Genomic DNA, 19,706 nt, shown 5'->3' on the forward strand with positions numbered 1-19,706 from the left:
CTTTTTTGTGGCAGATTCTTCAATACATTACTTCGTGGCCGTAATTGACGAGAATGTTTTTCACACGCTCCATAGTCTCTTTGCTCGGCGGTTTTACACCATCCAGTTTGTACTCTTCACCCATTGCAATCCATTTATGCTTACCCAGTTCGTGATAGGGCAGCAATTCGATCTTCTCAACGTTCTCCATGTCACGAGTGAATTCACCCAGCCGATGCGCAGTGTCATCATCATCGGAGTAGCCGGGAACGACGACAAAACGAATCCAGGTTCGTTTCCCTTTTTTCTGCAGATAACGGGCAAAGTCCAGTGTTCGGTGATTAGATACACCCACCAGAATCTGATGCACGTCGTCATTCATCTGTTTCAGGTCGAGCATTACAAGGTCAGTAACGTCGAGCAGTTCATCGATCACCGGATCATAGCGGCGTACAAAGCCGTTGGTGTCGAGACAGGTATGAATGCCTTCAGCTTTACAGGCGCGGAACCAGTCGCGTACAAATTCAGCCTGAAGAATGGCTTCACCACCTGAAGCAGTGACACCGCCACCAGAGGCGTTCATAAAATGGCGATAGGAAAGCACATCCGCCATCAGCGCTTCGACGCTAATCTCTTTGCCACCGTGGGTGTCCCAGGTGTCGCGGTTGTGACAGTAGAGGCAGCGCATCAGGCAGCCCTGGAAGAAGGTGATAAAACGGATACCGGGACCATCGACGGTGCCGCAGGATTCAAATGAGTGGATACGACCGTTAACTGACATTGCGATGTTTTCTCCAATAAGTCTGCCGGGACAGACGGCGCAATCTCTGTTGCGCTCAGGGCAGGAAATCGATTCTGGTGGGAACCTGAATGAAGATGACCACCAGAACAGACTTTGAATTAAAAGGCTCCCGGAGGAGCCTTTGTTATCGAAATTATCAGTGATTACAGTGATTACAGTGATTTAGTAAAAGTTCGGGTAATCACGTCCTGCTGTTGCTCTTTAGTCAATGAATTGAAGCGTACAGCGTAACCGGAAACGCGGATAGTCAGCTGCGGATACTTCTCTGGATGCTCCATCGCGTCCAGTAGCATTTCACGGTTCATTACGTTGACGTTAAGGTGTTGACCGCCTTCGATGCTGGCTTCGTGATGGAAATAACCATCCATCAGACCGGCGAGATTAGCTTTCCGCACATTATCATCCTTACCCAGCGCGTTTGGCACGATTGAGAAGGTATAGGAGATACCATCTTTTGCATAGGCAAACGGCAGTTTCGCGACGGAAGTCAGTGAGGCAACTGCGCCTTTCTGGTCACGACCATGCATCGGGTTAGCACCTGGTCCAAACGGTGCACCAGCGCGACGTCCATCCGGCGTGTTACCGGTTTTCTTACCATATACCACGTTCGAGGTGATGGTCAGAACAGACTGAGTCGGCACGGCATTACGATAGGTGTTCAGCTGTTGAATTTTCTTCATGAAGCGTTCAACCAGATCGCAGGCCAGGTCATCGACCCGGGAGTCGTTGTTACCGAACTGCGGATATTCGCCTTCGATATCGAAGTCGATCGCCAGACCATCTTCGTCACGGATCGGTTTCACTTTGGCGTATTTAATGGCAGAAAGTGAATCCGCAGCAACGGAAAGACCCGCGATACCACAGGCCATGGTGCGGTAGACATCCCGATCATGTAAGGCCATCAGTGCCGCTTCGTAGCTATACTTATCATGCATGTAGTGAATGATGTTCAGCGACGTCACATACTGTTTTGCCAGCCAGTCCATGAAGTGGTCCAGACGTTCCATGACAGTGTTGAAATCCAGCACGTCGTCGCTGATTTTGTCGCCTTTCGGTCCAACCTGCATTTTCAGCTTTTCATCCACGCCGCCGTTGATTGCGTAGAGCAGCGTTTTCGCCAGGTTGGCACGTGCGCCAAAGAACTGCATTTGTTTGCCGACAATCATCGGGCTAACGCAGCAGGCGATCGCGTAGTCATCATTGTCGAAATCAGGACGCATCAGGTCATCGTTCTCATACTGCAAAGATGAGGTATCGATAGAGACTTTAGCGGCATATTTTTTGAAATTAATCGGCAGTTTTTCTGACCACAAAATGGTCATGTTCGGCTCAGGTGAAGGACCCATGGTGTAGAGGGTATTCAGAAAGCGGAATGTACTTTTTGATACCAGTGTACGGCCATCAACGCCCATACCTGCAAGTGATTCCGTTGCCCAGATTGGGTCACCAGAGAACAGTTCATCATATTCAGGTGTACGCAGGAAGCGAACCATACGCAGTTTCATAACCAGATGGTCAATCAGTTCCTGTGCCTGCTCTTCAGTCAGTTTACCGGCTTTAAGGTCGCGCTCGATGTAAACATCCAGGAAGGTCGAGACGCGGCCAAATGACATGGCAGCACCGTTTTGTGATTTAACTGCAGCCAGATAGCCATAGTAAGTCCACTGCACGGCTTCCATAGCGTTGGTCGCTGGGCCGGAAATGTCGTGGCCATATTTTGCAGCCATTTCTTTAATCTGGGCCAGAGCACGATGCTGATCAGAAATCTCTTCGCGCAGACGAATGGTCGCTTCAAGGTTCACGCCATTCTCTAAATCTTCCTGCAGTGAGGCGAACTGAGAGAATTTATCCGCCATCAGGAAATCGATGCCGTACAACGCCACACGACGATAGTCACCAATGATACGGCCACGGCCATAAGCATCAGGAAGGCCGGTCAGGATACCTGATTTACGGCAACGCAAAATGTCCGGGGTATATACATCAAACACGCCCTGGTTATGCGTTTTGCGGTACTCAGTGAAGATTTTTTTCAGTGAAGGATCGAGTTCACGGCCATACACTTTGCATGACCCTTCGACCATTTTTATGCCGCCATAAGGAATGATGGCGCGTTTTAATGGCGCTTCAGTCTGCAGACCAACAATTTTTTCCAGTGGCTTAATGATGTAGCCCGCGTCGTGCGAAGTAATGGTTGAGGCAAGATCGGTATCGAAGTCCACTGGCGCGTGGGTGCGGTTCTCAATTTTGATACCTTCCAGCACGCTTTCCCATAATTTAGTTGTCGCTTCAGTGGCGCCCGCCAGGAATGACTCGTCACCTTCATATGGTGTGTAGTTTTTCTGAATGAAGTCGCGCACATTGACGCTGTTCTGCCATTCGCCTTCAGCAAATCCTTCCCATGCTGAAGCCAGTTTTGCATTAAGTTCGGTCATAATATACCTGCCTTATATGAGGAGACTTTATAGTCGGGCACAGTCAACGTCCTGTGCCGTCAAAAATACGTTTAATGAACCTGGTCGCCTTTACGGAGATAGATGACCCAGTAGGTCAAGCCAACCAGTACGCCGCCGCCGATGATGTTACCGATCGTCACGGGAATCAGGTTATCGATAATAAAATTACTGACGGTAAGCGAGTGAAACTGTGCAGCCGTAGTGCCCGCAGCCTGCCAGAACTCAGGTGTCGCAAAGTCGCGGATAGTAATGGCATAAGGAATAAGAAACATATTGGCGATGCTGTGTTCGAAACCGCTGGCGACAAACATCGCAACAGGCAGAATCATCACGACCAGCTTGTCAGTCAGAGTTCGGCCTGAGTAACTCATCCAGACTGCGAGACAGACCAGCAGATTAGCCAATGTACCCAGACAAACCGCTTGAATGAAGGTGTGATGCATCTTGTGATCGGCAGTTTCCAGGACATTTAAGCCCCAGGCTCCATTCGCGACCATGTGCTGTCCGGCAAACCACATCAGGGCGACAAAGAAGAGTGCCCCCGCAAGGTTACCGGCATAGACGTTAATCCAGTTGCGTGCCAGCTGTCCCCAGCTGATGCGGCCACTGGCTTTAGCGACAACGATTAATACGGTAGAGGTAAAAAGGTCCGCACCACATACCACGACCAGCATTAAGCCGAGTGAGAAGCAGATACCCCCAATCAGTTTGGCTATGCCATAGGGCATCGCGCCGCTGCCGGTGGTCGCTGTAATATAAAAAACGAATGCGATTGAGATAAATACGCCGGCATTTATTGCCAGAAAGAAGGTGGTAAAGGGATGTTTGGTTGCTTTGTAGATACCAGCGTCTTCGGCCACTTTCGCCATTGCGGCTGGTAATAAAAGATTAAAAGGGTTGTCAGTTTTCACACTAACTTGCTCCTGAAGTTGTCTGAAAAAATACTAACAAAGGAGTATAGGTCAGTAATTGATATGGATCATGTTTGCCAAGGCGGTAACCAGTTTACCGCGTAAAAAAGAGAGATTAATCCTATAACTATCTGAATTTAAATAATTAAATAAATTTTAAAAATAAAAAAATATTTTAATATAAAAATGATCACTTATTTTTTTATTTAGATAATGTTATTAATTAATCTCTTATATGTTAATTAAAATAATGTGATGTAATGCGAAGGAGTTGTAATGCAGTTAATGTTTCATAAATAAGGTGGAAAATTATGGCACCAGATAAGTCCAGTGCCACCTTCAGACGTTTGCTTCCAGTCTGACGCGTGATGGCTTACGCGTTTTCCCAGTAGTGACGTTTAGCTGCTTGTAGTTTTTCGTAGGCAGCAAGCAGGGCCTGATGGGCCGGGAATGCCTGCAGCTCATCATCAACAGCCTGAAGTCCGTTAAAAGGATTTTCACCACTAATGGCGGCTGAAGCCGCTTCCATTGCGCTGTCACCATACATCCGCAGGAAAGCGTGGTGGTACTGCAGCGGATCGCGCTCATCTTCCATTGCTAATAGCAGCAGGGTCTGCAGGCAACGGTAGTAATTTGCCCGCTCTGGCGTAAAGATTGAACTGTTAAATTCCATTGTCCATTCTGTCCAGATCAATGCCTGATCCAGATCTCCACCTGCCAATGCCAGCATCGCTTTTAATTCACCTACACGCAGCGTATACCAGCCATTATCTTTACCAGTCGCCACACCCAGTAGCTCACGAATACGGGTGAAGTCATCAAAACCTTCATCATCGAGCTGTCCAATCAGATCAAGATACTCTTCTGGATTCCAGTTGCTGTCAGGCAGGGCCAGCAGGGTGTCACGAATGCCAGCGCCCATACTGTTATTCGCCAGGAAGAGATCTTCCGCCGGGTAGATATCAGACATGCCTGGTACGATGATGCGGCAGGCGTAGACACCCAGATGCTCGTAGTCAGCAATATAGACTTCCTGATCCTCTGAGGCGAAGATCGCCATCAGTGTGGCAAACTCCTGCTCAGTACTGCCCGCGAATGACCAGTCTACAAAGGGATAATCCGCAGTTTCTTTGAACAGATCCCAGGAAATCAGGCCGCTTGAGTCAATGAAGTGTGTTTCAAGGTTGGCATGTTCAGCCACTTCTTCGTCATCAAAAGTCGGCGGCGTAAACACATCCAGATCTTTAAGGCTTCGGCCTTGTAGCAACTCGGTGACGGTACGCTCCAGTGCCACACCGAAATCAGGATGAGCACCAAATGAGGCAAAGCAGGTTCCGTTGGTCGGGTTAAACAGCACCACACAGATAACCGGATATTTACCGCCCAGCGAGGCGTCATAAGCGAAAATCGGGAAGCCTTCCGCTTCGAGGCGTGCAATCGCTTCAATCACTTCAGGATAACGCTGCATCACCTCATCAGGAATCGCAGGCAGGCTGATCGCTTCAGCAATAATGCGGTTTTTAATGTAGCGCTCAAACACTTCGGACAGCCCCTGAACGCGCGCTTCATTCGCGGTGTTCCCCGCTGACATGCCATTTGAGACATAGAGGTTGCCGATGATATTCATCGGGATATAGACAGTTTGCTGATCGGACTGGCGGGTGAAGGGCAGGGCGCAGATCCCGCGCTCAGCATTGCCAGACTGCAGATCTATCAGGCCGGAAGCCGTCAGTGCATTGTCGGGATCGTAAAACGCGCGCAGTTGTGGATCCAGAATGCCTTCCGGTAATGACTCATCATCAGGTAATGCAAACCATTTTTCATTGGGATAGTGAACAAAATCACCGTTAGCGATCCTTTTCCCCAGCCAGAAGTCTGCAAAAAAGTAGTTAGTTGAGAGACGCTCAAAATATTCGCCCAGTGCGGAGGCCAGCGCCGCTTTTTTACTGGCGCCCTTGCCATTAGTGAAACAGAGCGGGCAATCGCGGTCACGGATATGCACTGACCAGACATGGGGAACAGGATTCAGCCATGAAGCTTCTTCAATGTTAAAGCCAAGATCCTGCAGCTTGTTCTGGAAACGCGCAATGGAGTCTTCCAGTGCGGCATCTTTGCCCGGGATAAATGTTTGCGTCATAGTGCCGCTCTCTCAGTTGTCATAGGGTGCGTAAAGCGCGCAATGATACGGATTTTGCCAACAGACCGCTATCAGGGCGGGAAATTTTTACCGGCTTAGTTTTCATCACATCGGCTCTCAGGCCAAACGCGGATTAATAGTGGTGGATGAAGCCTCACAAAATTCCGCGCAGGTTTGCATTGGTAACATAACCTCCGGCGAGCCGGATTCAGAAAATGTGACCGCGCCCTGATTTATGATTGCAGCTATCAGAATGCAGTGATAAAACCGGATAGTTATTCATAACCGTTCGATATGACAGTGGTGAGGGGAAATGACGCAAGTTTATAATTTTAGCTCTGGCCCGGCGATGCTACCGGTTGAAGTGCTTCGTCGTGTAGAACAGGAACTGACGAACTGGCGCGGTCTGGGTACCTCTGTAATGGAGATCAGTCACCGCAGTAAAGAGTTTATTCAGGTGGCTGAAGAAGCGGAGCAGGACTTCCGTGATCTGCTAAAAATACCGGCTAATTACAAAGTTTTATTCTGTCATGGCGGGGCGCGTGCGCAGTTTGCAGCTGTACCGGGCAATCTGCTGGGTCAGGCGACTAGCGCAGACTATGTCGATGGCGGTTACTGGGCGCATAGCGCAATAAAAGAAGCGGAAAAGTATTGTTCCCCACGCACGCTGGATGTCAAAACAACCCGTGATGGTAAACGTGCTATCCTGCCGATGAGCGAATGGGATGTGAATGAGGCGTCCGCTTACCTGCATTTTTGCCCGAATGAAACCATTGATGGCATCGCTATCGACGAAGAGCCTGACTTTGGCAGTAAAACCGTTGTTGCTGATTTCTCATCCACCATTTTGTCACGTCCGATTGATGTCAGTCGCTATGGCGTAATCTACGCGGGTGCACAGAAAAATGTGGGACCAGCCGGGTTAACACTGGTTGTTGTCCGCGACGATCTGCTGGGGCAAGCGCATGCTTCCGTGCCTTCCATCCTCGATTACAAAGTGCTGGCCGATAACGATTCGATGTTTAACACCCCACCGACTTTTGCATGGTATCTCTCAGGGCTTGTGTTTAAATGGCTGAAAGAGAAGGGCGGTGTCGCTGAAATTGATCGTATCAATCAGGCAAAATCTGACCTGCTTTATGGCGTAATCGATCACAGTGGCTTCTATCGTAACGATGTGGCGACAGAAAACCGCTCACGCATGAATATTCCTTTCCAACTGGCAGACGCATCACTTGATGTGCTGTTCCTGGAAGAGTCATTCAAAGCGGGATTGCATGCGCTTAAAGGACATCGTGTAGTAGGCGGTATGCGCGCCTCTATTTATAATGCGATGCCGCTGGAAGGTGTGAAGGCCCTGACCGATTTCATGATCGATTTTGAACGCCGTCACGGCTGATTACTAAGATATCAGCATTGATGCTGATGCCAGACCTCGTCACATGGCGAGGTCTCTGTATTTTTTGAGGATTTCGTTTCACATGCAGGACTCCCTGACTCTCCAACCGATTGCACGCGTCAATGGCACCGTAAATCTGCCTGGTTCAAAGAGCGTTTCAAATCGCGCATTGCTGCTGTCTGCGCTGGCTGAAGGCACTACCCGTCTGACTAACCTGCTCGACAGCGATGATGTAAAGCACATGCTCAATGCGCTGACCGCACTGGGCGTAAGCTATACGCTTTCCGGCGATCGTACCATGTGTGAAGTGACAGGAAATGCCGGGCCACTGCACTCATCTCAACCGCTGTCACTGTTTCTGGGCAATGCCGGAACCGCAATGCGTCCGCTGGCCGCAGCGCTTTGTCTGGGCGAGCACGATATCGAACTGACCGGCGAACCTCGCATGAAGGAACGTCCAATCGGGCATCTGGTTGATGCGCTTCGTCAGGGTGGAGCAACCATTGAGTACCTGGAAAACGAAAACTATCCACCACTGCGTTTACGCGGGGGCTTTACCGGGGGTGAAGTCAGTGTGGATGGCAGCGTCTCCAGCCAGTTCCTGACGGCACTGCTGATGACCGCGCCGCTGGCGCAGCAGGATACCTGCATTACCATCAAAGGTGATTTGGTCTCGAAACCGTACATCGATATCACCCTCAATCTGATGCAGTGCTTTGGCGTCGACGTGCAGAATCAGAACTATCAGCGTTTTCTCATTAAGGGGCAGCAACAGTATCAGTCGCCGGGCGACTACCTGGTTGAAGGAGATGCCTCCTCCGCTTCCTATTTCCTGGCCGCTGCCGCTATAAAAGGCGGAACGGTTCGGGTCACCGGCATTGGACGCCAGAGTGTGCAGGGTGACATCCGTTTTGCAGATGTGCTGGAAAAAATGGGTGCAGTGATTGAGTGGGGCGATGATTACATTGCCTGCACGGCCGGAAAACTTCAGTCCATTGATATGGACATGAACCACATCCCGGATGCCGCAATGACTATTGCGACCACAGCGCTGTTTGCCGAAGGCACCACCCAGTTACGCAATATTTATAACTGGCGGGTAAAAGAGACCGATCGACTGAGCGCAATGGCCACCGAGTTACGTAAAGTGGGAGCAGAAGTCGAAGAGGGCCATGACTATATCCGTATTACACCGCCAGCGACGCTGATTCATGCTGATATTGGCACCTACAACGACCACCGCATGGCGATGTGTTTTTCGCTGGTAGCCCTTTCCGATACACCGGTGACCATTCTCGATCCTGGCTGTACGGCAAAAACCTTCCCGGATTATTTCGTTCAGTTGGCTAAAATAAGCCAGTGTGCCTGATATTTCCCTCTCCGGTGCGATTCCGCACCGGATCTCCCCCTGATTTAATCTGACTGTAACTGTCCAGAGATCCTCTGAATTAACTAACATTACGAACCCGGTTAGTGCGAAAGGGTAACCAAGCCGCGCTATGCAGCGTATAATGCTACTCATTAATGGTGACCGAAAGGTCAGGAAGCACGCAGCAACAGGAGGGAATAATGACAGTAACTGCCCCGGTCATAACTATTGATGGGCCAAGTGGAGCGGGAAAGGGAACCCTGTGCAAAGCGATGGCTGAATCGCTGCAGTGGCATCTGCTGGACTCCGGTGCTATCTATCGCGTGCTGGCGTTAGCCGCGTTGCATCATCAGGTGGATATCGAATCTGAAGAGGCTCTGGTGCCGATTGCTGCACACCTCGATGTGCGGTTTGTGTCACAAAACGGTGAAATGCAGGTCATACTTGAAGGCGAAGATGTCACTGGTGAAATCCGTACTCAGGAGGTCAGCAATACGGCATCACGTGTCGCCGCGTTTCCTCGGGTGCGTGAAGCGCTATTGCGCCGTCAGCGCGGTTTCCGCGAGTTGCCGGGTCTGATTGCTGATGGCCGTGATATGGGCACCGTAGTATTCCCTGATGCGCCTGTGAAAATTTTCCTTGATGCCAGCCCGGAAGAGCGTGCTCAGCGTCGTATGCTACAGTTGCAGGATAATGGCTTTAATGTTAACTTTGACCGCCTTTTAGCCGAGATAAAAGAACGCGACGACCGCGATCGTAATCGCGCAATCGCGCCTTTAGTAGCTGCTGGCGATGCATTGGTTCTGGACTCTACCGAGATGTCTATCGATCAAGTCATTGAAAAAGCGTTACACTTTGCCCGCCAGAAGCTGGGCATTCCGGCTTAACTGAATTTATCACCCTGTACCACGGATCAGGTGCCGGGCATGTGAAACAACCCCATCCGACATGAAGTCAGATGGACGTTAAATTGAAGAATCCTGAAGATTATCAATATGACTGAATCTTTTGCTCAACTATTTGAAGAATCCTTAAAAACAATCGAAACCCGCCCGGGTTCTATCGTTCGTGGCATCGTCGTTTCTATCGACAAAGATGTCGTTCTGGTTGATGCGGGTCTGAAATCTGAATCTGCAATCCCTGCAGAGCAGTTCAAGAACGCAGCCGGCGAACTGGAAATCCAGGTTGGCGACGAAGTTGATGTTGCTCTGGATGCAGTGGAAGACGGCTTCGGTGAAACCCTGCTGTCCCGTGAGAAAGCTAAGCGCCATGAAGCATGGATCACGCTGGAGAAAGCTTACGAAGACGCTGAAACTGTTACCGGTGTTATCAACGGCAAAGTTAAAGGCGGCTTCACAGTTGAGCTCAACGGTATCCGCGCGTTCCTGCCAGGTTCACTGGTAGATGTGCGTCCGGTGCGCGATACGCTGCATCTGGAAGGCAAAGAGCTTGAGTTCAAAGTTATCAAGCTGGATCAGAAACGCAACAACGTCGTGGTTTCACGTCGTGCGGTTATCGAATCCGAAAACAGCGCAGAGCGCGATCAACTGCTGGAAAACCTGCAGGAAGGCATGGAAGTTAAAGGTATCGTTAAGAACCTCACTGACTACGGTGCATTCGTTGATCTGGGCGGCGTTGATGGCCTGTTGCACATCACTGACATGGCATGGAAACGCGTTAAGCATCCAAGCGAAATCGTCAACGTGGGCGACGAAATCACCGTTAAGGTGCTGAAGTTTGACCGTGAGCGTACCCGTGTTTCTCTGGGTCTGAAGCAGCTGGGCGAAGATCCATGGGTTGCTATCGCTAAACGCTATCCGGAAGGTACTCGCCTGACTGGTCGTGTTACCAACCTGACTGATTACGGCTGCTTCGTGGAAATCGAAGAAGGCGTCGAAGGTCTGGTGCACGTGTCTGAAATGGACTGGACCAACAAAAACATCCATCCGTCTAAAGTTGTTAACGTAGGCGATGTGGTTGAAGTTATGGTTCTGGACATTGACGAAGAGCGTCGTCGTATCTCTCTGGGTCTGAAGCAGTGTAAATCTAACCCATGGCAGCTGTTTGCTGAGACGCACAATAAAGGCGATCGTGTTGAAGGTAAAATCAAGTCAATCACTGACTTTGGTATCTTCATCGGCCTGGATGGCGGCATCGACGGTCTGGTTCACTTGTCTGACATCTCCTGGAACGCGACTGGCGAAGAAGCCGTTCGTGAGTACAAAAAAGGCGACGAAATCGCTGCCGTTGTACTGCAGGTTGATGCAGAGCGCGAACGTATCTCTCTGGGCGTTAAACAGCTGGCAGAAGATCCGTTCAACAACTACATCACTTTGAACAAGAAAGGTGCCATCGTCACCGGTAAAGTGACTGCAGTTGATGCTAAAGGTGCTACAGTTGAATTAGCAGACGGCGTTGAGGGTTATCTGCGCGCTTCTGAAGCTTCACTGGACCGCATTGAAGATGCAACTCTGGTTCTGAACGTTGGCGACGACGTTGAAGCTAAGTTCACCGGCGTTGATCGTAAAAACCGTGTCGTAAGCCTGTCTGTCCGTGCGAAAGACCAGGCTGATGAGAAAGAAGCTATCAATACTGTTAACACCAAACAGGAAGAAGGCAATTTCTCTAGCGCTATGGCTGAAGCGTTCAAAGCGGCTAAAGGCGAGTAATCGACCTGAAGCGCCGGGTGGGTAACTACCCGGTTTCGGTAAAAGCTGTCATACATTCCCCTAGGGATAAACCGGAGGTTACATGACCAAGTCAGAACTGATCGAAAGACTGGCGGGACAGCATACTCATATACCGGCGAAAGTCGTTGAGGATGCAGTAAAAGAGATGCTTGAGCACATGGCCACTACACTGGCACAGGGCGAACGCATCGAAATCCGGGGATTCGGCAGCTTTTCTTTGCACTATCGCGCTCCTCGTACTGGTCGTAACCCGAAAACGGGTGACAAAGTGGATTTGGAAGGTAAATACGTTCCCCACTTTAAGCCAGGCAAAGAGCTTCGCGACCGCGCAAATATCTACGGCTAAGCCGATATCGAACCAGATAAACGACATCTCCGGATGTCGTTTTTTTTGCCTGATATTCACGTTCAGATCTGATATCCACTCTTCTTTTATCAACTCTGCAACACCGTACTCTCTTTGCGAGACCGCTTCCTACTGACTAAACATTTGCTGTTACTTTCATCTCATTTGCACAGAATAATCGCACTGAATCAATGGATACGATTATGCTGACATGGACCGTTTTGGCGCGACTGGCGATCGTTGCAACGTTACCGCTACTGCTGATTGCCCAGCTGCCTTCAGGCGAAACGATAGTGGTCTTCCTTGTTGTGGGCCTGGCGCTGCTGCATTGCGCTTACCAACCCGTTCGTCTTACTGGCATCACTCTGCTGTTTCTGGCATGGGCCTGTAACGACGCCCGTCTGATGGTGCGGGATATTGAACAGCTCTCTGGGCGTCCTGCAACCTTCACCATTCAGATTAATGAACTGCGGAAAGAGCGGAAACAAATCCGGGTGCGTTTGCTGAAAGAGGAGGGCAGGATGATTTATCCGCCTCGTTATGCCTGGCTCTATTTCGACGCTGAACCGGAAGTTTACTGTCCAGGACAACGCTGGACGATGCAATTGCGTCTGCGACCGATACACGCCCGGCTCAATGAGGGGGATTTCGATGCCCAGCGTTTCGCGCTCGCCAATAATACGCCACTTCAGGGGCGGATCCTTAAACAGGTTGCCGTTAGCGATCGCTGTGACGGGCGCTGGCGATTTATTGTATGGCATCGTGACAGGACCAGTGCAATGCCTTCACGTGCAACGCTGGAAGCGCTGGCTTTTGGCATTCGTGATGAGATGAGCCAGCAGACACGTCAGCTACTGCGGGATACCGGTACCGCACATCTGATGGCGATATCGGGCATGCATATCGCCTTAGCTGCCAGCACTGGCTGGATGATTGCGCGTGGGGTGCAGTTTTTATTGCCAGCCCGTTATATCAGCTATCTTTTCCCCCTCATCGTGAGTTGGCTATTTGCTGCTATCTATACCTGGCTTTCAGGAGCGCAGCCTCCCGCAGCGCGTTCGCTACTTGCCCTGACGCTGTGGACGATAACACGGGTTGCGGGGGTTCAGCTGAATAGCTGGCAGGTCTGGACGTTCTGTATGGCGTTGCTGCTGGTGACGGATCCGTTAACTGTCCTGTCTGACAGCTTCTGGCTCTCGGTACTGGCTGTCGGCATGCTGCTGGTCTGGTACCACTGGTTCCCGCTGCCAGCGGCGTTCCGTCATCAACGACGCTGGCTGCCGTTACAACTCCTGCATTTACAGGTGGGTATGATGATTTTAATGGTGCCGTTACAGGTGGCGATTTTCAACGGGATCAGCCTGACCGCGTTAGTAGCAAATGTTGTCGCGATCCCGGTTGTCTCATTTATTACCATGCCCCTTGTGACGTTCGCCATGCTGCTGCCAGTGGCACAGGTATCCGGCTTCTTCTGGGGAGCGGCCGATCTCTCTTTACGTGCATTGTTTCATTGCCTGACGTTGCTGCCGCCAGGCTGGTGGCCGCTGAGTGGCACAACCTGGTTCACGGTCATGGTTTGGGGCGGTCTGATTCTCTGGCGTGCGCAACTCTTCTTCTCGCTGCCATTGAGCAGTTGCGCGATAGCGCTGGCGATGATACTGAGTCGCCAGCCAAATCAGGAGCAGGGCTGGCGAATCGATATGCTGGATATCGGGCACGGTTTGAGCCTGGTGATCAGCCAGGGCGACGAGGCGGTCATGTATGACACAGGGCCGCGCTGGCAGCACGATAATGCGGGGAGTCGGGTGATCATTCCGTGGCTTGAGCGCAGGCAATTACGGTTAAAACAGGTCATCCTCAGTCATAACCATCTTGATCATACTGGCGGACTGGAGGCGATCACTCAACGCTGGCCAGCGGTTGAAATCAGAAGCGCGCTGGCAGACAAGACGCACTTGCCTTGCGTGCGTGGCACCCAGTGGCGCTGGCGACAGCTACGCTTTCGGGTTGTCTGGCCGCTGACAGCCCCCTTGCCGGGTGGCAATAATGACTCCTGCGTGGTCATCGTCGATGATGGTCAGGTCCGGCTGATGTTAACCGGCGATATTGAAGCTAAAGCGGAGCGTCAGCTGGTAGCACTGGAAAAACAGGGGCTGAAAGTCGATATTCTTCAGGTTCCGCACCACGGCAGCCGTACCTCTTCCACCTCATTGCTGCTGCGTAAAACAGCAGGCCATACCGCCATCGCCTCTCTGGCACGCTACAATGCATGGCGTATGCCTGCAAAAAATGTATTGGAAAACTATCGAACCACTGGATTTCACTGGCTGGACACAGGCCAGTCAGGACAAATTAGTATCAGGATAGAGCAGGGTAGAGTGCAGGTTTCCAGTCTGCGGGAACAATTAATGCCGCGTTGGTATCATCAGTGGTTTGGCGTCAAACGCGAATCCAGGTAGAATGGCCGGCTATTTCCAACAGCGTGAATAAATAATGCATCAAGATAAAGATCTCTCTACGTGGCAGACGTTTCGCCGACTCTGGCCGATGATCGCGCCTAATAAAGCGGGATTAATTGTGGCCTCTGTCGCTCTGATTATTAATGCTGCGGGCGACGCCTTAATGCTCTCCCTGTTGAAACCGTTACTGGATGATGGCTTTGGTAAAGCTGACAGATCGGTGATGCTGTGGATGCCCTTAGTGGTTATTGGCCTGATGCTGGTACGCGGAATAACCAGTTATATCTCTAGCTACTGCATCTCCTGGGTTTCTGGCAATGTCGTGATGAATATCCGCCGTCGGCTGTTCAGCCATATGATGGGCATGCCGGTTTCGTTTTTTGATCAGCAGTCGACCGGCACTCTGTTGTCGCGCATTACATACGATTCTGAACAGGTTGCCTCTTCTTCTTCGGGCGCGCTGGTTACGGTGGTGCGTGAAGGTGCCTCGATTATTGGCCTGTTTATCATGATGTTTTATTACAGTTGGCAACTGTCGTTGATCCTGATTGTGCTGGCACCTATCGTCTCATTTGCGATCCGCACCGTCTCTAAGCGTTTTCGCACCATCAGCAAAAGTATGCAGAACACCATGGGGCAGGTGACAACCAGCGCCGAACAGATGCTGAAAGGTCACAAAGAAGTGCTGATTTTTGGCGGTCAGGAAATTGAATCGGAGCGTTTCTCTCGCGTCAGTAACCGTATGCGTCAGCAGGGAATGAAGCTGGTCTCAGCGTCCTCAATCTCCGATCCGATTATTCAACTGATCGCGTCGCTGGCACTGGCTTTTGTACTTTATGCCGCCAGCTTCCCCAGCGTCATGGATACTCTGACCGCCGGTACCATTACCGTGGTTTTCTCCTCTATGATTGCCCTGATGCGACCGCTTAAGTCTCTGACCAACGTCAATGCTCAGTTCCAGCGTGGTATGGCGGCCTGCCAGACCCTGTTCTCGATTCTGGATAGTGAGCAGGAAGTGGACAACGGCACGCGCGAAATCACCCGTGCTAAAGGGGACATCGAATTCCGTGATGTGACCTTTACCTACCCTGGTCGTGAAATACCGGCACTGCGTCATATCAATCTGTCGCTACCAGCAGGAAAAACGGTGGCGCTGGTGGGTCGTTCCGGTTCCGGTAAGTCTACAATGGCGAGCCTGCTGACCCGTTTTTATGACATCCAACAGGGCGAAATCCTGCTGGACGGTTATGATTTGCGTGAGTACAGCCTGCGTTCGCTGCGTAATCAGGTGGCGCTGGTGTCGCAAAATGTGCATCTCTTCAACGACACCATTGCAAATAACATCGCTTATGCCCGCAGTGAGCAATATAGCCGTGAAGAGATCGAGCAGGCGGCGACCATGGCGCATGCCATGGACTTTATCAATAAAATGGATAAAGGTCTGGATACGGTAATTGGTGAGAATGGCGTTCTGTTATCTGGAGGTCAGCGGCAGCGTATTGCCATTGCCCGTGCATTGCTGCGTGACTGCCCGATCCTGATCCTGGATGAAGCGACTTCCGCATTGGATACCGAGTCAGAACGCGCTATTCAGTCAGCCCTGGATGAGTTGCAGAAGAACCGTACGTCGCTGGTGATTGCTCATCGACTCTCTACTATCGAAAAAGCGGACGAAATCGTGGTGATTGAAGATGGTCAGATTGTTGAACGCGGAACACATCGGGTGCTGTTAGCAGAACGCGGCGCCTATGCCCAGCTGCACAAGATGCAATTCGGTCAATGATTGAACGTATCTGGAGTGGCCACTCACCGCTGTGGCTACTGCTATGGCCATTGAGCTTACTGTATGGTGCGATCGCGAGCCTGATACGCTTAAGTTATCGGCGCGGCTGGCGTAAAAGCTGGCGTGCGCCCTTACCGGTAGTGGTGGTGGGTAACTTAACGGCTGGGGGGAATGGAAAGACGCCGGTGGTGATCTGGCTGGTTGAGACATTGCAGCAGCGCGGTCTGCGCGCTGGTGTCGTTTCCAGAGGTTATGGCGGTAAGGCGGACCACTATCCTTTGCTGGTCACGGCGCAGACCAGTACTGAACAGGCTGGTGACGAGCCAGTCCTGATTGCTCAGCGCACCGGTGCACTGGTCGCGGTCGCGCCAAAACGGCAACGGGCAATTGAGGCGTTGCTTAAACAGGGCTCGCTGGATGTGATTATCACGGATGATGGCCTGCAGCATTATGCCCTGCAGCGCGATCGTGAAATCGTAGTGGTTGACGGTGTGCGTCGTTTTGGTAATGGCTGGTGGCTGCCTGCCGGTCCGATGCGCGAACGTGCCGATCGTCTGCGGCAGGTCGATGCCGTGATCATTAACGGGGGGGAAGCGCGGCCCGAAGAGATTGCCATGCAACTTCAGCCCGGATTGGCTATCAACCTGCTGACCGGAGAAACCTGCCCGTCCGAGCAACTGGGTGCGGTGGTTGCCATGGCCGGTATTGGTCATCCTCCTCGCTTTTTCACCACGCTGAAACAGCATGGGATAACGCCGGTTGCGGAGATCGCCTTTGCCGATCATCACGCCTACAGCAAGGATGAGCTGACCCGATTACTCCAGTCAGGTCAGCAACTGCTGATGACAGAAAAGGACGCGGTGAAATGCCGTCTCTTTGCACAGCCCAACTGGTGGTATCTGCCGGTCGATGCCCATTTAACCGGTAAGGCAGTGACGCCGTTACTGGACGATATTGAACAACTCTGCCGCCGCATTTCCTGATACTTGCACACATTCTCAGGTGAAGCCTGATAAGGAAGAGAATGAACAGCCCGCATTCACTTTCATTGCAGCAGGCCCGTCATCTTCATCTCGCCGCGCAGGGCCTGCTGCGTGCTCCTGCAAAACGCGCCGTTTATCCGGATCTGATTAACTGCATCTCACGCATGTCGCTGCTGCAAATCGATACCATCTATGTGGTGGCCCGCAGTCCTTATCTGGTGCTGTTCAGCCGCCTGGGTAACTATCCTCAGGGATGGCTGGAACAGGCGCAGGCTGAGGGCGAACTCTTTGAGTACTGGGCGCACGAAGCCTGCTTTATTCCCCGTGCCGATTACAGACTTCTTCGTCATCGCATGCTGTCGCCGGAACGTCTGGGCTGGAAATACAACGCACAATGGGTCGCTGACCACCAGCAGGCCATTGCTGAATTACTGCAGCAAATCAGGGATAACGGCCCGGTGCGCGCCGCCGATTTTACCCATGCCGATAACCCTAAATCGGGATGGTGGGCATGGAAACCGCACAAACGCCATCTGGAAAATCTGTTCAGCGCCGGTGAGCTGATGGTCGCCGAACGCCGTAATTTTCAGCGTGTCTACGACCTGCGCAGCCGCGTCATGCCCGACTGGCAGGATGCGATACATGGCATCAGCGAAGCGGAGGCAACCCGTCAGATGCTGATGAACAGCGCCCGCAGCTTAGGGATTTTCCGCGCAGACTGGCTGGCGGATTACTATCGCCTGAAGCGGGCACCTCTGAAAGACTTTATCTCTGACGCCGAGGCTGCGGGCGATTTGGTCGCCGTCAATACAGAGGGACTGGGTGAGATGTGGCTGCATCGTGACTATTTGCCGTTGCTGGAGACACCGTTGCAGGCGACGCATAGCGCGCTGTTGTCGCCGTTTGATCCGGTGGTATGGGATCGCAAACGTGCACTGGAGCTATTTAACTTTGACTATCGTATCGAGTGCTATACTCCGGCTGAAAAACGCAAATTTGGCTATTTTGTTTTGCCCATCCTCCATCGCGGTCAGATAAAAGGGCGGCTGGATGCCCGCATGCTGCGTCAGGCAAGGCAGCTGGAGATTAAAAATATCTGGCTGGAAGAGAAGACCCGGGTCACGGCGCGCTTTGTCGTGGATATCCGGCGTGCGATTGAACGCTTTGCAGCCTGGCAGGGGGCAGAAAGCGTCACTATCCTGCAGGTACCCGATGCACTTAACGATCAGTGGCCAGCCCTGTGGACGCTGGATTAATCAATTTTAAAGCAGCCGCTGTGGGATGGCGTTTTACCCCATCCCGCATGCGCCGCGCTATGGTATGCTTTAATTCTTAAGCATTCGGTCCCTGATGGAGGACATATGGATCATCGTTTACTCGAAATCGTTGCCTGCCCGGTGTGCAATGGCAAACTTTACTTCAACAATGCTCAGCAAGAGCTGATCTGCAAACCTGATGGCCTGGCCTTCCCGGTCCGGGACGGCATTCCGGTGCTGCTGGAAACGGAAGCCCGCACGCTGTCGGTTGAAGAGATTCATCCATGAGTTTCACCGCCATCATTCCTGCGCGTTATGCGTCAACCCGCTTACCCGGCAAGCCGCTGCTCGATATTCACGGTAAACCGATGGTTGTGCATGTGATGGAGCGCGCCCGTGAATCGGGTGCCAGCCGGGTCATTGTTGCCACCGATCATCCTGATGTGGCGCTGGCAGTGGAAGCGGCTGGCGGCGAAGTCTGCATGACGCGCGCCGATCACCAGTCCGGCACGGAGCGGCTGGCGGAAGTGATCGAAAAATATCAGTTTGCTGATGATGAAATCATCGTCAACGTGCAGGGTGACGAGCCGATGATTCCGGCAGAGATTGTGCGTCAGGTGGCGACCAATCTGGCGGGATCGGCGGCCGGGATGGCGACGCTGGCGGTGCCGATCACCGATGCGGAAGAAGCCTTTAATCCGAACGCGGTGAAAGTCGTCATGGATGTGAATGGCTACGCGCTCTATTTCTCACGGGCGACCATTCCCTGGGATCGTGAACGCTATGCCGCATCGCGTGAGCAGATTGGCGATACGCTGCTGCGTCACATTGGTATCTACGCCTATCGTGCCGGTTTCATTCGCCGCTATGTCGCGTGGGCGCCTTGCCCCCTGGAACAGATTGAGCTGCTCGAGCAACTGCGTGTTTTATGGTACGGCGAAAAAATCCATGTTGCCGTGGCGAAAACCCTCCCCAGTGTGGGTGTGGACACGCCAGACGACTTGCAACGCGTCCGTAATGCTATGCAGGCCTGACATATGGGGAGCCGGTCTCCCCGTTTCAGCGCAACCTTCTTGATCCGCCGCTAAACTTATCTCCAACACTTCCTTCAGGATATTGTGATATTCATCTGAGGA

Annotated in this window: 15 protein-coding genes; 11 read left to right on the forward strand and 4 right to left on the reverse strand. The window is 51.9% G+C overall.

Translation table 11 applies throughout. The annotated features are described in order from the left end of the window. Nucleotides 1-19: 19 nt before the first annotated feature. The 4 genes from pflA to ycaO all read right to left on the reverse strand — a co-directional run bounded on the left by pflA (nt 20) and on the right by ycaO (nt 6,285). A complete protein-coding gene (gene pflA, locus WFO64_RS02530) occupies nt 20-760 on the reverse strand; it encodes a pyruvate formate lyase 1-activating protein (RefSeq protein ID WP_337008635.1) in 741 nt (246 codons plus the stop codon). A gap of 173 nt (nt 761-933) precedes the next feature. Next, nucleotides 934-3,216 carry a formate C-acetyltransferase gene (gene pflB, locus WFO64_RS02535; RefSeq protein ID WP_337008637.1) on the reverse strand — a complete coding sequence of 761 codons (2,283 nt, stop codon included), beginning with the start codon at nt 3,214-3,216 and terminating at the stop codon, nt 934-936. Nucleotides 3,217-3,287: 71 nt separating this feature from the next. Beyond that, on the reverse strand, nt 3,288-4,148 hold the full coding sequence (gene focA / locus WFO64_RS02540; protein WP_337008639.1) for a formate transporter FocA: 861 nt from the start codon (nt 4,146-4,148) through the stop codon (nt 3,288-3,290). Between the two features lie 373 nt (nt 4,149-4,521). Next, nucleotides 4,522-6,285 (reverse strand): 30S ribosomal protein S12 methylthiotransferase accessory factor YcaO, encoded by a 1,764-nt coding sequence (ycaO, locus tag WFO64_RS02545; RefSeq protein WP_337008641.1) that lies wholly within the window; start codon nt 6,283-6,285, stop codon nt 4,522-4,524. 313 nt (nt 6,286-6,598) lie between these two features. Between ycaO and serC the strand changes: the two genes are divergently transcribed. The 11 genes from serC (at nt 6,599) to kdsB (ending at nt 19,604) form a co-directional block, all read left to right on the forward strand. Continuing rightward, nucleotides 6,599-7,684, forward strand: coding sequence for a 3-phosphoserine/phosphohydroxythreonine transaminase (gene serC, locus WFO64_RS02550; protein WP_337008643.1), 1,086 nt, complete (start codon nt 6,599-6,601; stop codon nt 7,682-7,684). An 82-nt stretch (nt 7,685-7,766) separates the two neighbouring features. Next, nucleotides 7,767-9,053 carry a 3-phosphoshikimate 1-carboxyvinyltransferase gene (gene aroA, locus WFO64_RS02555; RefSeq protein ID WP_337008645.1) on the forward strand — a complete coding sequence of 429 codons (1,287 nt, stop codon included), beginning with the start codon at nt 7,767-7,769 and terminating at the stop codon, nt 9,051-9,053. Between the two features lie 200 nt (nt 9,054-9,253). Continuing rightward, nucleotides 9,254-9,940 (forward strand): (d)CMP kinase, encoded by a 687-nt coding sequence (gene cmk / locus WFO64_RS02560; protein ID WP_337008647.1) that lies wholly within the window; start codon nt 9,254-9,256, stop codon nt 9,938-9,940. 108 nt (nt 9,941-10,048) lie between these two features. Continuing rightward, nucleotides 10,049-11,722, forward strand: coding sequence for a 30S ribosomal protein S1 (rpsA, locus tag WFO64_RS02565; protein WP_003849352.1), 1,674 nt, complete (start codon nt 10,049-10,051; stop codon nt 11,720-11,722). Nucleotides 11,723-11,804: 82 nt separating this feature from the next. Then, nucleotides 11,805-12,089 (forward strand): integration host factor subunit beta, encoded by a 285-nt coding sequence (gene ihfB / locus WFO64_RS02570; RefSeq protein WP_003849360.1) that lies wholly within the window; start codon nt 11,805-11,807, stop codon nt 12,087-12,089. A gap of 203 nt (nt 12,090-12,292) precedes the next feature. Further along, nucleotides 12,293-14,548 carry a DNA internalization-related competence protein ComEC/Rec2 gene (locus WFO64_RS02575; protein WP_337008649.1) on the forward strand — a complete coding sequence of 752 codons (2,256 nt, stop codon included), beginning with the start codon at nt 12,293-12,295 and terminating at the stop codon, nt 14,546-14,548. A 34-nt stretch (nt 14,549-14,582) separates the two neighbouring features. After that, nucleotides 14,583-16,331, forward strand: a complete 1,749-nt coding sequence (gene msbA, locus WFO64_RS02580; protein WP_337008651.1) for a lipid A ABC transporter ATP-binding protein/permease MsbA — start codon at nt 14,583-14,585, stop codon at nt 16,329-16,331. Continuing rightward, nucleotides 16,328-17,314, forward strand: coding sequence for a tetraacyldisaccharide 4'-kinase (lpxK, locus tag WFO64_RS02585; protein ID WP_337008653.1), 987 nt, complete (start codon nt 16,328-16,330; stop codon nt 17,312-17,314). Before msbA ends, lpxK begins: the two co-directional genes overlap by 4 nt. Nucleotides 17,315-17,355: 41 nt before the next feature. Next, nucleotides 17,356-18,570, forward strand: a complete 1,215-nt coding sequence (locus tag WFO64_RS02590; RefSeq protein ID WP_337008655.1) for a winged helix-turn-helix domain-containing protein — start codon at nt 17,356-17,358, stop codon at nt 18,568-18,570. A 105-nt stretch (nt 18,571-18,675) separates the two neighbouring features. After that, nucleotides 18,676-18,858, forward strand: a complete 183-nt coding sequence (locus WFO64_RS02595) for a Trm112 family protein (protein WP_003849374.1) — start codon at nt 18,676-18,678, stop codon at nt 18,856-18,858. After that, nucleotides 18,855-19,604 (forward strand): 3-deoxy-manno-octulosonate cytidylyltransferase, encoded by a 750-nt coding sequence (gene kdsB, locus WFO64_RS02600; RefSeq protein ID WP_337008657.1) that lies wholly within the window; start codon nt 18,855-18,857, stop codon nt 19,602-19,604. The genes WFO64_RS02595 and kdsB overlap by 4 nt, the downstream gene beginning before the upstream one ends. The last annotated feature ends 102 nt before the right edge of the window (nt 19,605-19,706 follow it).

Origin of the sequence: Pantoea sp. AS142 (assembly GCF_037152305.1) — a bacterium.
Taxonomy (GTDB): domain Bacteria; phylum Pseudomonadota; class Gammaproteobacteria; order Enterobacterales; family Enterobacteriaceae; genus Pantoea.